15 protein-coding genes are annotated in these 15,744 nt (G+C 59.2%); 6 read left to right on the top strand and 9 right to left on the bottom strand.

Going from position 1 to position 15,744, the window contains the following annotated elements; all coding sequences use genetic code 11:
• Nucleotides 1-130: 130 nt before the first annotated feature.
• The 5 genes from mnmA to I6L44_RS10600 all read left to right on the top strand — a co-directional run bounded on the left by mnmA (nt 131) and on the right by I6L44_RS10600 (nt 5,241).
• On the top strand, nt 131-1,237 hold the full coding sequence (gene mnmA, locus I6L44_RS10580; RefSeq protein ID WP_058052872.1) for a tRNA 2-thiouridine(34) synthase MnmA: 1,107 nt from the start codon (nt 131-133) through the stop codon (nt 1,235-1,237).
• A gap of 23 nt (nt 1,238-1,260) precedes the next feature.
• Complete coding sequence (hflD, locus tag I6L44_RS10585) at nt 1,261-1,875, top strand: high frequency lysogenization protein HflD (RefSeq protein WP_005334622.1); 615 nt, start codon at nt 1,261-1,263, stop codon at nt 1,873-1,875.
• A gap of 128 nt (nt 1,876-2,003) precedes the next feature.
• Nucleotides 2,004-3,374, top strand: a complete 1,371-nt coding sequence (purB, locus tag I6L44_RS10590) for an adenylosuccinate lyase (RefSeq protein ID WP_216951777.1) — start codon at nt 2,004-2,006, stop codon at nt 3,372-3,374.
• A 139-nt stretch (nt 3,375-3,513) separates the two neighbouring features.
• Nucleotides 3,514-4,644 (top strand): cupin domain-containing protein, encoded by a 1,131-nt coding sequence (locus I6L44_RS10595; RefSeq protein WP_005334626.1) that lies wholly within the window; start codon nt 3,514-3,516, stop codon nt 4,642-4,644.
• Between the two features lie 183 nt (nt 4,645-4,827).
• On the top strand, nt 4,828-5,241 hold the full coding sequence (locus I6L44_RS10600; protein WP_216951778.1) for a hypothetical protein: 414 nt from the start codon (nt 4,828-4,830) through the stop codon (nt 5,239-5,241).
• A gap of 96 nt (nt 5,242-5,337) precedes the next feature.
• On the opposite strand, the gene I6L44_RS10605 is transcribed toward I6L44_RS10600, so the two are convergent.
• From I6L44_RS10605 to I6L44_RS10640, 8 genes are all read right to left on the bottom strand, one after another.
• Nucleotides 5,338-5,877, bottom strand: coding sequence for a GNAT family N-acetyltransferase (locus I6L44_RS10605; protein WP_005344037.1), 540 nt, complete (start codon nt 5,875-5,877; stop codon nt 5,338-5,340).
• 6 nt (nt 5,878-5,883) lie between these two features.
• Complete coding sequence (locus tag I6L44_RS10610) at nt 5,884-7,524, bottom strand: GNAT family N-acetyltransferase (protein WP_216951779.1); 1,641 nt, start codon at nt 7,522-7,524, stop codon at nt 5,884-5,886.
• Nucleotides 7,524-8,138, bottom strand: coding sequence for a glutathione S-transferase family protein (locus I6L44_RS10615; protein WP_216951780.1), 615 nt, complete (start codon nt 8,136-8,138; stop codon nt 7,524-7,526). Before I6L44_RS10615 ends, I6L44_RS10610 begins: the two co-directional genes overlap by 1 nt.
• A 36-nt stretch (nt 8,139-8,174) precedes the next feature.
• Nucleotides 8,175-8,813: a pyridoxamine 5'-phosphate oxidase gene (gene pdxH, locus I6L44_RS10620; RefSeq protein ID WP_013723557.1), complete on the bottom strand. Its 639-nt coding sequence runs from the start codon at nt 8,811-8,813 to the stop codon at nt 8,175-8,177.
• Nucleotides 8,814-8,964: 151 nt separating this feature from the next.
• Nucleotides 8,965-9,300, bottom strand: a complete 336-nt coding sequence (locus I6L44_RS10625; protein ID WP_216951781.1) for a hypothetical protein — start codon at nt 9,298-9,300, stop codon at nt 8,965-8,967.
• Nucleotides 9,279-11,240 (bottom strand): reprolysin-like metallopeptidase, encoded by a 1,962-nt coding sequence (locus tag I6L44_RS10630; RefSeq protein WP_216951782.1) that lies wholly within the window; start codon nt 11,238-11,240, stop codon nt 9,279-9,281. The genes I6L44_RS10625 and I6L44_RS10630 overlap by 22 nt, the downstream gene beginning before the upstream one ends.
• A gap of 252 nt (nt 11,241-11,492) precedes the next feature.
• Complete coding sequence (locus tag I6L44_RS10635; RefSeq protein ID WP_216951783.1) at nt 11,493-11,822, bottom strand: hypothetical protein; 330 nt, start codon at nt 11,820-11,822, stop codon at nt 11,493-11,495.
• A complete protein-coding gene (locus tag I6L44_RS10640; protein WP_216951784.1) occupies nt 11,819-13,825 on the bottom strand; it encodes a reprolysin-like metallopeptidase in 2,007 nt (668 codons plus the stop codon). The genes I6L44_RS10635 and I6L44_RS10640 overlap by 4 nt, the downstream gene beginning before the upstream one ends.
• Before the next feature lie 222 nt (nt 13,826-14,047).
• On the opposite strand from I6L44_RS10640, the gene I6L44_RS10645 reads away from it, so the two are divergent.
• Nucleotides 14,048-15,259, top strand: coding sequence for an RsmB/NOP family class I SAM-dependent RNA methyltransferase (locus I6L44_RS10645; RefSeq protein WP_058052860.1), 1,212 nt, complete (start codon nt 14,048-14,050; stop codon nt 15,257-15,259).
• A gap of 80 nt (nt 15,260-15,339) precedes the next feature.
• Here I6L44_RS10645 and I6L44_RS10650 read toward each other — a convergent pair whose 3' ends face one another.
• On the bottom strand, nt 15,340-15,723 hold the full coding sequence (locus I6L44_RS10650; protein WP_216951785.1) for a RidA family protein: 384 nt from the start codon (nt 15,721-15,723) through the stop codon (nt 15,340-15,342).
• Nucleotides 15,724-15,744: the final 21 nt, after the last annotated feature.

Raw genomic sequence — 15,744 nt, forward strand, 5'->3', positions numbered from 1 at the left:
GGTGCTGACAAACAGAAAAACGATTTCCTGCTATCAGGCTCCTGATGGGAACTGCGGCATGGATATGTGACCGGGGGCGCAAAACTCTGGTAGAATACGCCCCGTTTAAACGAACTGGTAACTTCGACTAATGACAGACAACAGCCAAATCAAGGTGATCGTCGGCATGTCCGGCGGCGTGGATTCTTCCGTCTCGGCCTACCTGCTCCAGCAGCAGGGCTATCAGGTCGAAGGCTTGTTCATGAAGAACTGGGAAGAAGACGACACGGACGAGTACTGCTCTGCCGCCCAGGATTTGGCTGATGCCAAGGCCGTCTGCGACAAGCTGGGGATGAAACTCCACACCATCAACTTCGCGGCCGAGTACTGGGACAATGTGTTCGAGCACTTCCTCGAAGAGTACAAGGCTGGCCGCACGCCGAACCCGGATATCCTGTGCAACAAGGAGATCAAGTTCAAGGCGTTCCTCGAATTTGCCGCCGAAGAGCTGGGTGCCACCTACATCGCCACCGGCCACTATGTGCGCCGTGACGACAGCACCGGCCGCCCGCGCCTGCTGCGCGGTCTCGACAACAACAAGGATCAGAGCTACTTCCTCTACACCCTGAGCGAGAAGCAAGTGGGTCAGAGCCTGTTCCCGGTTGGCGATCTGGAGAAGCCCGAGGTGCGCCGCATCGCCGAGCAGCTGGATCTCATCACCGCCAAGAAGAAAGACTCCACCGGCATCTGCTTTATCGGCGAGCGCAAGTTCAAGGACTTCCTGGCCAAGTTCCTGCCCGCCCAGCCCGGCAAAATCGAGACCGTGGATGGCAAGGTGATCGGCGAGCATCAGGGTCTGATGTATCACACCCTGGGTCAGCGCAAGGGGCTCGGTATCGGTGGTCGCAAGGATGCCACCGAAGAGGCTTGGTATGTGGTCGACAAAGAGGTTGAGCGCAACGTGCTGGTGGTGGCGCAGGGCGAACATCCCCGCCTCTACTCCGATGGCCTCATCGCCAGCCAGCTGCACTGGGTGGATCGCACTCCCATTCGCGAGCCGCGTCGTTGCACCGTCAAGACCCGCTACCGTCAGCAGGATATCCCCTGCCTGATCCAGCCCATCGACGACGAGACCATCCGGGTCATCTTCGACGAGAAACAGGCTGCAGTGACCCCGGGCCAGTCCGCCGTCTTCTACGACGGGGAAGTGTGTCTGGGCGGCGGCATCATCGAACAACGTTTCAGCCATCCGGTTTGAATCCTTAACAGAAGGCAGCAGACGTGAGCGATAAATTCCAAGACAGAACAATGGCCTTTGCCGGCATCTGCCAGGCAGCGTATCTGGTGCAGAAGGTGGCCCGAGACGGCAGCTGTGACGAGGCCGCCCTGCGCGAGAGCCTCTCCAGCATTCTGGTGACCAACCCGAGCCAGCCGCTCGAGGTGTTCAACAACACCCATCTTGCCATTCGCGACGGCTACCGTGCGCTGGTCGAGCAGCTGGGTGCCGACGGCAGCCAGAAGAATGCCGAGCTGACCCGCTACGTGGTGAGCCTGATTGCGCTGGAGCGCAAGCTGGCCAAGCGCAAGGACATTCTCAATATGCTGGGTGAGCGGATCAGCCAGATTGGCCGCCAGCAACAGCACTTCGATCTGCTCGACGAGCAGATTTTGGCCAACATGGCGAGCATCTACAGCGATCTTATCAGCCCCATCGGGCCGCGCATCCAGGTGGCAGGCACTCCGCTGTTCCTGCAGCAACCGCTGGTGCAGCACAAGGTGCGCGCCCTGCTGCTGGCAGGCATTCGTGCCTGCGTGCTGTGGCGTCAGCTCGGTGGCAGCCGCACCCAGATCATCTTCGCTCGCAAGAAGATGGTGGAGCTGGCCAAACGTTACTAATCATCGGCTCGCGTACGGGCAAGGAGGTCGAAATCAGGGCAAATAGCCGCACATCCGCCTTGATGACGACTCAGCCCCACGCGCGAGTGGATACGGATCCCCCACACAAATCATCAGGAGTTCACCCCATGGAGCTGTCCGCGCTGACTGCTGTTTCCCCGATAGACGGTCGTTATGGCGACAAGGCCGATGCCCTGCGCCCTATCTTCTCCGAATTCGGCCTGCTGCGTTTTCGCGTCGAAGTCGAGGTGCGCTGGTTGCAAAAACTGGCCAGCCACGCCGGGATCCCGGAAGTCCCTGCCCTGAGCGCGGCCGCCAACGCCCTGCTCGACGGCATCGTCAGCAACTTCAACGAGAGTGACGCCGCCCGTATCAAACAGATCGAGCGCACCACCAACCATGATGTGAAAGCGGTGGAGTACTTCCTCAAAGAGAAGGTTGAAGTGAACCCGGAGCTGGCGGCTGTCAGCGAGTTCATCCACTTCGCCTGTACCTCGGAAGACATCAACAACAACTCCCACGGTCTGATGCTGAAAACCGCCCGCGAAGAGGTCATCAAACCTTATTGCGAAAAGCTGATCGGCGAGATCAAGCGTCTGGCTCACGAGTACCGTGACATGCCGCTGCTCTCCCGCACCCACGGCCAGCCGGCGACCCCGAGCACCATGGGCAAGGAGATGGCCAACGTCGCCTACCGTCTGGAGCGCCAGTTCAAGCAGATCATGGCGGTGGAGATCCTCGGCAAGATCAACGGTGCGGTCGGCAACTACAACGCCCACCTCAGCGCCTACCCGGATGTGGACTGGCACCAGTTCTCCGAGGAGTTCGTTACCTCCTTGGGCCTTTCCTGGAACCCCTACACCACCCAGATCGAACCGCACGACTACATTGCCGAGCTGTTCGACGCCATGGCCCGCTTCAACACCATCCTGATCGACTTCGACCGCGATGTGTGGGGCTACATCTCCCTGGGCCACTTCAAGCAGCGCACCATCGCCGGCGAAATCGGCTCCTCCACCATGCCGCACAAGGTCAACCCCATCGACTTCGAGAACTCCGAAGGCAATCTGGGTCTGGCCAACGCCGTGTTCCAGCATCTGGCGAGCAAGCTGCCCATCTCCCGCTGGCAGCGTGATCTGACCGACTCTACCGTACTGCGCAACCTGGGTGTGGCGGTGGGTTACTCCCTGATTGCCTATCAGGCGACCCTGAAGGGTATCTCCAAGCTGGAAGCCAACGACGCCGCCATGGCCGCCGATCTGGATGCCAACTGGGAAGTGCTGGCCGAGCCGATCCAGACCGTGATGCGCCGCTACGGTATCGAGAAGCCTTACGAGAAGCTCAAGGAGCTGACCCGTGGTCGCCGCGTCGATGCCGAAGGGATGCGTACCTTTATCGACACCCTGGAGCTGCCGGAAGCGGTCAAGGTTGAGCTGAAGAAGCTGACCCCGGCCAACTACATCGGTGACGCCCAGCGTCTGGTTGATCTGCTGAAGTAAGCCAACCGGCAGTGACGAAGGGGCCCTGTGCACGATACGCCACAGGGCCCCTGTTATTTTCCCTGCCACGGCAGGATCCCGAGTGGCTTTTCCCAAGCCTGCTTTGGGCAAAACCTCTTTGCGAGACACGAGAAACAGCATGTACGAACTCAATCTGGATATCGCTCACTTCCTCGAGCACTACTGGCAGAAGCGCCCGCTCCTTATCAAGGGTGGCTTCACCGACTTTCAGGATCCCATCAGCCCGGATGAGCTGGCGGGTCTGGCCATGGAAGAGGTGGTAGAGTCCCGCCTCGTCACCCGTTTCGACGGCAAGTGGGATGCGGCCCACGGTCCCTTCGAATCCTATGACCATCTGGGCGAAGAGAACTGGACCATTCTGGTACAGGCTTGCAACCACTGGGCTCCCGAGGTGAACGAGCTGGCCGTGCCGTTCCAGTTCATCCCGGGCTGGCGCTTTGACGATGTGATGGTGAGCTTCTCCACCCCTCACGCGGGTGTCGGCCCCCACATCGACAACTACGATGTATTCATCACCCAGGGTCTGGGCAAGCGCCACTGGCGAGTCGGCGATGCCAAGCCCCTCAACGAGTTCGCCGCCCACGCCGCACTGCTGCACTGCGAACCGTTCGAGGCGATCATCGACGTCATCATGGAGCCGGGCGATATACTCTACATTCCGCCCGGATTCCCCCACGAAGGCTACGCCATCGAGCCCTCCATGAACTTCTCGGTGGGTTTCCGCGCGCCGGATGCCAAAGCGCTTATCTCCTCCTTTGCCGATCACCTGATCGACAACGAGGTGCGTACCGAGCGTTACGGCGATGCCGATCTCAAGCCCCGCGCCCGCCACGGCGAGATCCAGCCCCACGAACTGCACCGTCTGCGCGAGCTGATGCAGCAGGCCCTTGATGACGAGACCCTGTTCAAGGAGTGGTTCGGCACCATGATCTCCGAGGCCAAACACGATCTGGACGTCAATCCGGTCGAGCCGGACTATAGCGCCGAGGAGGTTGCCGACCTGCTGACCCAGGGCGAGCCCGCCATCAAGGTACCAGGCCTGCGCACCGTCTGGTTTAGCGGCGAGAGCCAGCAGTGCTTCATCGATGGCGAAGCCTGGACCCTGCAGAGCGAAGACGCGGCAGCCATTTCGCTCTTGTGTGACAAGGACATCATCACTCAGGCCGATATGGTGGAGCTGGCCGATCAGGCTGGTTTCCTGCAACTGCTGACCCGTCTGGTCAACCGTGGTTACTGGTTCTTTAACTGATCCGGCAGTAACCGAAGGATAAAAAGGCGCCTTATGGCGCCTTTTTTGTCACTCAGAGGCGGTTCAATTAACAATCGATGCGCGAAGCTGAACCCACTCTTGATGAACCGACAGGTGGTGATTTATTGAACTAAAATGGATCGGTATCATGCGCCCGTCCCTGTTCAAAAGAGAAGCACCACCATGCAAATCACCTCCCGGCCCATGCCGCTGCCCGATTACGGCAAATATCCCTCCTCTCCCGCTGTCACACCCGAGCAGGTCAGTCAGGCCCGTAACGAAGCACTGGCCAAGAAGGATGACTTGCAGGCACAGAGCGAAGAGAGAGCAACGGCTCGCAGAACCATGGCGGTCTCTTATACGGCTAACCAGCAAGATAAAGCCGTGGTGGAGCGCTACCTGGAGGCCAGCGGTCAGGAGAGCGACAGCAAGTCGGGCCCGAGCACGGCTGAACTCTATCAGGCGACCAATCGCTACCAGCGCCAGCAGAATCTGAGCGACTACATGCAATTCCAGCAGAGTCCACTCGCCCAGCAGATGGGTGACATGGTGGGCGAAGATAATCGCAAGGGCACCCAGCTCGATATCATTGCCTGAGCCAATTTGCTCGAATAAGCCCGGCAGGGACCAATACAAGATGAAAAAGCCCTTGATGAGGGCTTTTTCGTTATGGCTTGTCGCTGCGACGTCTCGCTATAAATGGGACACTTCTGCCTGCGCGTCCGGCAGCTCGTCGGGGAGTTCATCAAACAGGGGGTGATAGAGCACCTCACCCTGCACACCCGCAAAACCGCGCTCCTGTAGCTCCATCGCCATAAAGCAGTCGGCAGGCACCTCATAGATGCAGTGCAGGCCAAACTCGCTGGCCGGGCGGAAACCGAAACGGCTGTAATAGGCCGGATCCCCGAGTACCACCACCCCTTTCCAGTCCATCTCGAGCGCCGTATCAAGCCCTTCACGGATGAGATCAGAACCAATCCCCTGACCTTGCCAGTCGGGATGAACCGCGACCGGCGCCAGACCAAGCCAGGGCCCTTCCATGCCGTTAATGGTGATCGGGCTTAGCATCAGGTGCCCCATGAACTCGTACTCTTCCTCTTCGACCATGGTCACTACGGCAGCACCACATTCGCGCAGGCGGTTGACCAGTTCGGCCTCATCGGAACGACCGAAGGCGGCACTCAGCAGCTCATAGACCGGCAGCATGTCACCGGGGCGCTCGGTTCTCAACATCAGGTATTACTCCTCGTACAGCAGAGCGGGCATTATTCCACACAACGGCTGGTCATTCTGAGTACCTTTGTCCAAAAATGGGAGGGTGCACTCAGGAAAACGAGCGGCAAACTGTTGCTGCAAAGCGGTTAGCGTAGCCGGGGTGGCCCTGTTCATCGCCTCGCGGTAGGCAAGCCAGAGGGCGGGAGCCTCCCGCGCCAACCGCTCAAAGGTCAGTTCGGGCGTTTGATGCCAACAGCCATCCAGCTCATCGACCAGCTCCGGCAGCTCCACCAGCAGCCGTAACTGCTGATAGCGTATCTGCGAAGAATCACCGTTGCCGCCCAGCGCCTGCGCCATCAATTGGTTGAACCAGTGGAGCCGTGATACGCGCTCCTCGCGGCTGAGCAGATCGAGCCCCTGATGCTGCAGCGCGGCCAGTTGCAGCAACCACGCCAGCCCCTGTTCATCCCTGTCTTTCAGCAATACGCCGCCAAGATGGGACAACTGCTCCGGTTCGGCCTGCTCCAGCAGATCGACGGGGTAACAGTGCAGCGCCAGCAACCTCTCAAGATGCGGCGGGCAACGCAGAAAACAGGGCTCCTCCCCCACGCCCTTCTCATCCACAAAAAGCGAGATGGCCAGCTTGCCATTGGCACTCTGCCGATTGGTCGTGGCGGGATCCCACAGGATCACCACGGCGATCCGCTCATCTGCCAGCCAGCGGGCAATTTCCTCGGGCAAGGGGCTGGGCAAGGAGGGTGCGCGATCCAGTCGCCAGTAACTCACCTCACACGGCTGGCGACCGCTGATATGGCGCCGCCCGCGATAGTGCATGCCCACTTTTGCCATCACCCGGCCGGAGGCAAGATTGTCTGGCATATGGCGAGCCGTCAGCGCAGGCAGTTGCAGTTGGTCAAAGGCGAACCCCTTGACCAAACCAGCGGCCCGGGTCGCCAGACCGCGATTTTGCCAGGGCACGCCCACCCACCAGGCGAGCTCGCCATTCCAGTGCAGGGAGATCACCCCAAACAACGCCGCACCTTGCTTCTCTGGCAAGGTGATGGCCCAGCTCCAGCCAAGGCCAAGCGCCGCCTTGCGCCAGCTGAGCGCCAGCCAGTCGCGGGCCCCCTCTGGCGGATAGGGGTGAGGAATATTGAGGGTGTAGCGGGCCAGCGCCTCGTCGCTGCAATAGCGCACTATCTCGCGCTCATCGTCGGCCTGCAGTGGTCGCAATACGACACCTGATAGCGAATGCCCCTCAGCCAGGGTCGGCACCGTCACGCGGCGCGCCAGCAGGCGATTGAGCACGGCGCCCAAATCGGCCTCGGGGGTGAGCGGCAAATCGGCCCCCACAGGGCCAAGGGTGAGCAGTCCCTGCTCCCTGGCGAGGGTCAATAGGGAAGTAGAGGCGCTGATCAGAACCTGGCGGCTGGGATCAACATGAAAATCCGTCAGCAGATCCCCATCGAGCCAGGCAGCCAGCAGGGCCCCCGGGCAGAGCACCCCGTCAGGAGGGCTGCTCGCCCAGGGAGCATCGGTTTGATCGAGGGCGGCCGCCGCCTCTTTGCCCAGCAGCAGCTGCCAGCGATGACCCTGCTGCTGCCAGTACTGCAACAGCGCAGTCCACTGCGGTTGCCACAGACTGGCCTCGATCAGCAATTCCATCAGCTGGCCTGACAGGCCGCTGGCAGCGTCAGATGGCGGGGATGGGCTTCGATACGGGCGATCCAGCTACGGATAGCGGGCCACCCCTGCAGAGAGAAGCTCCCCTCCTCTGCCACATGGGTGTAGGCATAAAGGGCGATATCGGCGATGGTCGGCGCATCACCGCACAGGTAGGGGCTCTGTTTCAGCTGCTGCTCCATTACCGCCAGCGCCTTCTCGCCACCGGCTTTCAGCCCGTCGAGCCGCGCCTCCTGCGACTCGGGTCGGCCGAGATAGTGAACGATAAAGCGGGCCACCGCGATGTAGGGCTCATGGCTGTACTGCTCAAAGAACATCCATTTGAGCACCTCGGCCTGCTGGCGCGGATCGGTTGGCCACAAAGACGAGCCCTGCGCCAGATAGAAGAGGATGGCATTGGATTCCGCCAGCGTATCGCCCTGGCCAATCTCCAGCACCGGGATCTTGCCGTTGGGGTTCTTGGCCAGAAATGCGGGGGTACGGGTATCCCCCGCCTGAATATCCACCTCAACCCACTCAAGGGGCAGCTTCAGCCAGCGGGCCAGCAGCCACACCTTGTAACAGTTGCCAGAACGCAGATCACCATACAGACGCATACACACTCCTTGTGAAAACAGATTTGAACAGCGCGATCAGGGAGCCAGACGCTCGATATGCCAGCCATCCCCTTCGCGGGTGTAGTAGAAGCGGTCGTGCAGTCGGTGCTCGCCCCCCTGCCAGAACTCCACTGTCTCGATCACTACCCGGAATCCGCCCCAGAAGCTCGGCAGCGGCACTTCGCCATTGGCGAACTTCTGCTTGAGCTCGAGGAACTTGGCCTCCAGCACGCCGCGGGCTGAGATGCGGGTCGACTGCTTGGAGACCCAGGCAGCGATCTGGCTATCCTTGGGACGGCTGTGGAAATACTTCATCACCTCGAAAGTGCTCATCTTCTCCACCCGACCGGTCACATGCACCTGACGGTCGAGCGTATGCCAGGGAAAGAGCAGGCTGATACGGGGATTGCCTTCCAGCTGCTGCGCCTTGCGGCTGCCCATGTTGGTGTAAAAGACCATCCCCTGGGCGTCGTAGTGCTTGAGCAGCACGGTGCGCTGCCAGGGCTGACCATCGGCATCCACCGTCGCCACCACCATGGCGGTGGGATCGGTCAGTTTGGCCTCACAAGCCTGCGCCAACCACTTCTCGAACAGCGCCAGCGGCTCGGCCGGCAGATCGGCCCGGTGCAGCCCGCCACGGGAGTATTCACGACGCAGATCAGCAACATCCATCATCTTGATTTTCCTTCAAATAAATAATGGTTCCACGACCATCAAGAGAGTGACGCAGGCATTGTGCTCCGCTCATCTGCCAGTGACAAGCCATAACACAGCGGGGAGGCAACTGCCTCCCCGCTGTGCTTACCTGCGCACTATTACCTCTCAATTATCTCTCAATCGCCTCCGGCATGCACTTTTCCAGCATCCGCCGGTTATATCGTGTGGCATAGTCAATCCGCTGCTCAAACTCCGCCTCCTTGCCCATCTCAATCACATCGCCGAACCCTTTCAGATAACGGACTCCGCACCGGGTTCTCGCTTCTGCTTGCAATGACTCCACAACCCCCGGGGCCATGCCGCCACGCCCGCCGCGCACGATGAGCCGATAATCCTGAGCAGCAAGACTCTCATCTATTGCCTCGGTCAGTGATGCGGCCACAACAGGCGCTGCGCAGATATGCAGAAACAGCAAACTGACGGCTAACCGTAATACCTGCGCCATCCGGCTGCCCCTCCCATCAGGATGATCACAATGATACTCACCGCACCACCACCGCCGCCACCCGTATTGTTGTCGGTAATGACAGTTGCACTTTCCGTAGTGGCCGACGCATTACCTCTTATCCCATTGATAGAGAAAAAAATATTATTGCTGCATGCCAGCTTCAGCCTAGCCGTGCTGATCAACGGTGCAGGCAACACCACACTGGCCGAACCGTTATTGACAAGCCCGCTTGCCAGCGTAGTCCAGCTAGAACCGCCATTCTGTGTCAGTGCCAAATCCACGCTGGGACAGTTGATAGGAGGCTGATCGGTCCCAGCAACATTCCATGTCACTAGCTGAGTGCTACCCGCCACCATGGCGCCAATCTGCGGGGCTGTGATGGCAAATGCCGCGCCGGTATTGATCACCTGCACCACCATCTCATCACTGCTGACCGCCCCCTGACCATCACGTACGGTAAGGCGGAACTGGAGATTGCGATTGGTCGCTGGCCACGCCTCCCCTTTGGCCAGCACACCCGTGATCAGCGAGCTCATGGCAGGCAAGGTTCGGCGGGGATCCGAAGTTGGCGAGACAAAGCGAAACAGCGGGCGTGACCCATCATCCACCATGGTGGCCAAACTGCTGGATGCGTTGCCCAGATCCACCTGCTCCCAGGTGTAACTCAAGGCATCTCCATCCAGATCCAGCGCGCTGCCGCCAAGGGTGAAAGGGGTATTGGCCGGGATCACGCGATCAACACCCGCATCTACGACCGGCGCATTATTGGCAAGTGCTAGGTCGGTGCCGCAGGAGGGTAAATAGGCCATCAAGGTACGCATCTGCTCGATCGACTTGCTGTGCAAGAAAGGTGCGCTGTTAACCTGCAGATTCTCCTCACCACAGATCCCGGCATAGGCCATGATGGTCGAGCCACTGCCCGGCTCCCAGGCTGAGCTAGCCTTGCGACCTGTCGCACAACTGTCGGCCATGCCATTGAAGGAGTGCTCGGCCCCCAGCTGGTGCCCCAATTCGTGAGCCACATAATCAATAAAGAATGCATCGCCGATAGGCTGTGACCCTCCGGTCATGCCCCGTGAACGGCTAAACGGGTTACAGAGGGATCTCAGGGTCGCCACCCCGCCGCCTGATGTCGCCAGCAGATGGCCCAAATCAAAGGATGGATTCAACAGCAAATCCTGTTGGACCTGATTGATGGCAATATCCTGAGTCGAGTTGGTGAAAGGATCCGTCGCCGGATCAGTGAAAATCACCTTGTCTGTATCGGCTGCAAGCTGAAACTCGGCCCCCACATCACGGCGATAGATTTCATTGACCCGATTAAGCAGTGTTGCAATAGCAGAGAGTGCAGCAACCTTGGTACCACCATGATACTGGGTATATTCTCCGGTTGCCGAGATGGCGATGGTATAGCGCTTGCGCAAATTGCCATCGACCAGCACAGCTCGCTCACGCTCGATACCATGAGGATCAATCACCTGATCCACATCCTGTCGCCGCCAGGCATCTTGCTGTTCATAAACGGCATAGGAGAAACCATTCTGAAGCGGATCGACATAAAAGGTACGCCCCTGATGGGTAAACATACCGTGAAAACCATGTATGGTGACATCAAATCGGCCTGTATCCGCCGCCCGATCGATAGCCTTCCCACTGTAAGTATTGATAGATGGATAACGCTGGGCCAAAGGCTCCGGGAGCAAGGCATTGGGATGAACATCAAACTGCACCGTAGTGCCATCCGGCAGTGGCAAAGTCAACACACTGGCGAGATGCCCGGGTTCAAAAGGCTTGTCAGGAACCACCACTCTGACCTTTTCAGCTCGCACATCATAGATCCCTCCCCTTTCCAAGTTTTCATCCATGAAGGTCCACTGTGGTTCTGCTGCAACCTGAACAGACAAACTGGTGATAATCACCGCAATGCCATGCTTCATAGAGCCTCCTTGCCCTACCTTGGTGACAACAAGTATGGTGCAGCGTCAATTGACGATCTGCGTGACAGACAGAAAAGAAAATTCGCACAAAACTTCTGTCACGCTGAGACATCGTGCTACACCCACGCTCCCCATCTCAGGCGATACAGACTGACCCCATTCAACAACGGAAAAAAGTGAAGGCGCCATTGGCGCCTTCACGGATAGATAGGGGGCTGAATATCCCCCCATTTGGATTGGTTCGTTGGCGTATTACTGCTTATCCGCGCCCGATGCTATCGGGCAATGAATCACCATGCGCCGGTTAAACTCGCTGGCGTAGGCACTCAGTTTGGCATGCGTTTCGTGCTGGCCGGGCCTGATGACATCACCCAGCCCATCAAGATAACGCACCCCACAGCGTCCCTTAGCCTCCTCCTGCTGCTCGGCTGCAATACCGGGGGCGAACTCTCCCCGCCCCGCGATCACGATGAGGCGGTAATCCTGCCTGGCAAGGTTTGCACTCAGCTCCTGCTCCAGGGTGCTGGCATCGACCCGACAACCGCCGAGCATGGCAAGCAGCAACAGGGGGATTCCCCTCATGTGCGCCTCCGTTGCCAGCCAAGCAGCGCCAGTGCTAGCGTCCACAATCCGAGCACCCCGCCACCACCACCGCCACCTGAATTAGAGCCACCTTGCACCAGAGGCAATTTGAGGGGACTGATGGCAAAGAAGATATTGTCGCTGCATGCCACTTTCAGCCTGACGCTGCTGGTGAGATCGGCAGGCAACGTTACCGTTGCTGCGCCGTTATTGGGTTGTCCGGCGGCGAGCATTGTCCAGCTTACGCCCTCATCCTGGGTCACCGAGATATCCACCTTGCTGCAACTGATCGGCGCCAGAGTTGTGCCCGCCACATCCCATGCCACTGCCTGACTGGCCCCCGGAGTGAGAGTCACCCCGTAAAACGGGTTGGTGATGCGAAATGCTGTGCCGGTATTGACCACCTGCACCTTCATGTCATCGCTGGCAACGCCACCCTGACCATCTCGCACCGTCAGTCTGAAATTGAGATCCCGGTTGGTGGTCGGCCAGGCCTCTCCTTTGGCAAGCGTGCCGGAGAGCAGGGATGGCAAACTCGGCAGGATCCGCTCCGGCGATGCCGTGGGAGAGACAAAACGAAACAGCGGCCGGGAGCCATCGTCAACCATGGTAGCGACGCTGCTCGATTCGGTGCCTTTGTCGATCTGCTCCCAGTTGAAGAGCAGAGGGTTACCATCCAGATCCGCCCCCGCCCCCTTCAGGGCAAAGGGCGTATTGGCCGGGATCACATAATCGTTGCCGGCCGCAACCTGCGGAGCATTATTGCTCAACGCGAGCGTGGTTCCGCAGGTCGATACGCTCGCCATATGAGCTCGCATCTGCTCGATGGACTTGCTATGGAAATAGGGATCGCTGTGTGGCTGGATATTCTCCTCACCGCAGATGCCGGCATAGGCCATGATGGAGCTGCCACTGCCCGGCTCCCAAGCTTGCTCCTCAGCACGGTTACCCGCACCACAATTGCCGGTCGTGCCGTTGAAGGTATGCTCGGCACCAAACTGGTGGCCAATTTCATGGGCCACATAGTCTATAAAGAAAGCATCACCGACTGGTTCTTTTGAACCCGTCATGCCAGATGACTTGGCGCCATAGGCGTAATAGGGTGGCAGGGTATCAACACATAACACCCCCAAACTCGCCAAACCACCGCCTCCAGTATTGAGGACATGGCCGATATCAAATGCCCCCACATCCCCGGCAGCAAACGCCTGAGCCTGCACATCTACGTTCAGATCAGCATCCGCATTGGTGTTATCAAAGGGATCGCTGGCCGGATCGGTAAAGACCAGGTTGTCATTGCCACTGGCCAATACAAACTCGGCCCCCACATCCTGTTGATAGACCTGATTCACCCGGTTGAGCAGGGTTGTGATGGCCGCCATGGTCAGAACCCTGGAGCCTCCGTGGTATCGGGTATATTCCCCCGTCGCCGAAATGGCGATGGTGTAGCGCTTACGCACATTACCATCCACCTGCACCCTTTGCTGCAACGCCCTGTCGGCATCATGGCCAAGCACCTTGTCCGCCTCATCCTCCAAGCGACTATGGGCATCCTGCTGGTAATAGACGGCATACCCTTCGGCATTGCGCAGCGGATCGACAAACACCATCTTGCCCTGATGGCTGAACATGGCATGGAAACCCTGTGGCCCCAGATCGAAGCGCCCCGTCTCTATCGGATGCGCCGGGTTGTACCCCTTGAAGGTGCGGATCTGCGGATACTTGGCGGCAAGATCTGCAGGCAGCAAGTCGTAGGCTTCCAGAGCAAAGGTGACCTCCCCCCCATCGGGTAGCGGCAAGGTCAGCTTGTTGGCTCCCGCTTGCAACCCGGCAAAATAGTCGAGAGGCACCTTGGCGACCCGGAACTGATGGGCCCGCACCTCATAGCCCTCATCTGCTGTTGCTCTGGCGGCAACCGTGCCCCATTCGCTGGCCATCAGGCTGGTTGAGCCCAGCATACTGGCCATCAGCAAGGCAACCGTAGAGTATTTCGTCACATGCATTGTTTTTAGTCCTTGTATTAATGCAATCGCCTGAATTGCGGCCTGTACTTTATTTTTATTCGGCCACATCAATACAAAGCTGAAGCAACCCTTTCCACCATTCCCGAGTGGGAGTGTTGCGCCAACCCCGTCTAACCCCTATCATTGCGCGGATTTGTCAATTTTAGAACTGCCCCTCTTCACAAAGGTGCGGTTCATCTTTATCTGGCCAAGGTTAATCTCATGCTCAAATCCCCACTGTTGCCCCGTTTCGGGGATCTGGTCGTTGCCATTGTTGACGATGTGCTCGGTCAGGGTCTTACCCTCGACCGCGCTTATGCCCGTCACTTCTCCGGCATCGAACTCAAACCGCAAGAACAGGCAAGGATTGCCCTGGTCACCGGCGACCTGCTGCGTCGTCTCAGCCTCTATTGCTTCCTGACCGGCATCCAGGTCCGTCAGGCCGAAAAGAATGTCTGGCCGCTGCTACACAGCTGGCACGCCTTCCACAAAATTGCCCAGCCCAACAACCCGACCCTGGATCGCTTCAATGAAGAAGCATTCCGCCGCCGTCTGACCGAGGCGAAGAAGAACCCGGTATTGATGGATGGCTGCCCTTCCTGGCTGGAGAAACTGGGCAGCGAACAGCTGGGTGAAGCCTGGCCTGCCGAGCGTGCCGCTCTGGCCTGGATGCCCAAGCGCTACCTGCGGGTCAACACCCTCAAGTGCACCCGTGATGAGCTGCAAGCCATTCTGGCCAAAGAGCAGGTCACCACCATTCCGGTTGATGGTGTGGAGACTGCCCTGCAGGTCACCTCGGACGCCGCCCTGTTCCGTACCAAGGCCTTTGCCGATGGTTGCTTCGAGCAGCAGGACGCAGGCTCCCAGCTGGTTGCTGCGGCTCTGGAGGTCACCCCGGGCATGCGCGTTATCGACGCCTGCGCCGGGGCCGGTGGCAAGACTCTGCACATCGCCGCCATGATGCAGGGCAAAGGCCGTCTGCTGGCGATGGATGTGGAAGAGTGGAAGCTGGAGAACCTCAAGCAGCGCGCCCGTCGCGCCGGTGCCCACAACGTGGAGACCCGGGTCATCACCAGCAGCAAGACCGTCAAGCGCCTCAAAGAGAGCGCCGACCGCGTACTGCTGGACGTGCCCTGCTCCGGTCTGGGCGTACTCAAGCGCAATCCGGATGCCAAGTGGCGTGATACCGCCGAGCGTCTGCCGGTGCTGGTCGCGCTGCAAGAAGAAATCCTGCAGCGTTACAGCCAGATGGTGAAGGTGGGTGGTCTGCTGGTCTATGCAACCTGCTCCATCTTGCCGCAGGAGAACCGCCAGCAGGTGGACAAGTTCCTCGCGGCCAACGAGAACTTCCGTCTGCGTGACGATCACACCGTAAGCCCGTCCGAGACCGGCTTCGACGGTTTCTACATGGCTCGTATCGAGCGGATCGCCTGATCTGCCCGATGACCAGATAGAAAAAGCGGCTGCCAATGGCAGCCGCTTTGTTTTGGCTTGCTGACCCACACCCGATGGGGTTACAGCGCAGCAATCGCCTCAATCTCGATCTTTACATCCTTCGGCAAGCGGGCCACTTCCACACAGGATCGCGCCGGATACATGGCATCGTGCTTGGTGAAAAAGTCGTTGTAGACCTGATTCACCACAGCAAAGTCGTTCAGATCAGAGACAAACACCGTGGTCTTGATGATGTTGCGCACCTGACCGCCTGCCGCCTCGACAATCGCCTGTACGTTTTGCAGGGAGCGCAGGGTCTGCGCTTCGATCCCCTCCGCAACGTCGCCGCTCACCGGGTCCAGCGGGATCTGACCGGAGGTGTATAGGATGTTGCCAATCCGGGTGGCCTGCACATAGGGGCCGATGGCGCCCGGCGCCGCCTTGGTAGTGATAACCTGTCGCATCTGTTACTTCCTCGTGCTGAC

Origin of the sequence: Aeromonas sp. FDAARGOS 1414 (assembly GCF_019047065.1) — a bacterium.
GTDB lineage: Bacteria > Pseudomonadota > Gammaproteobacteria > Enterobacterales > Aeromonadaceae > Aeromonas > Aeromonas veronii_A.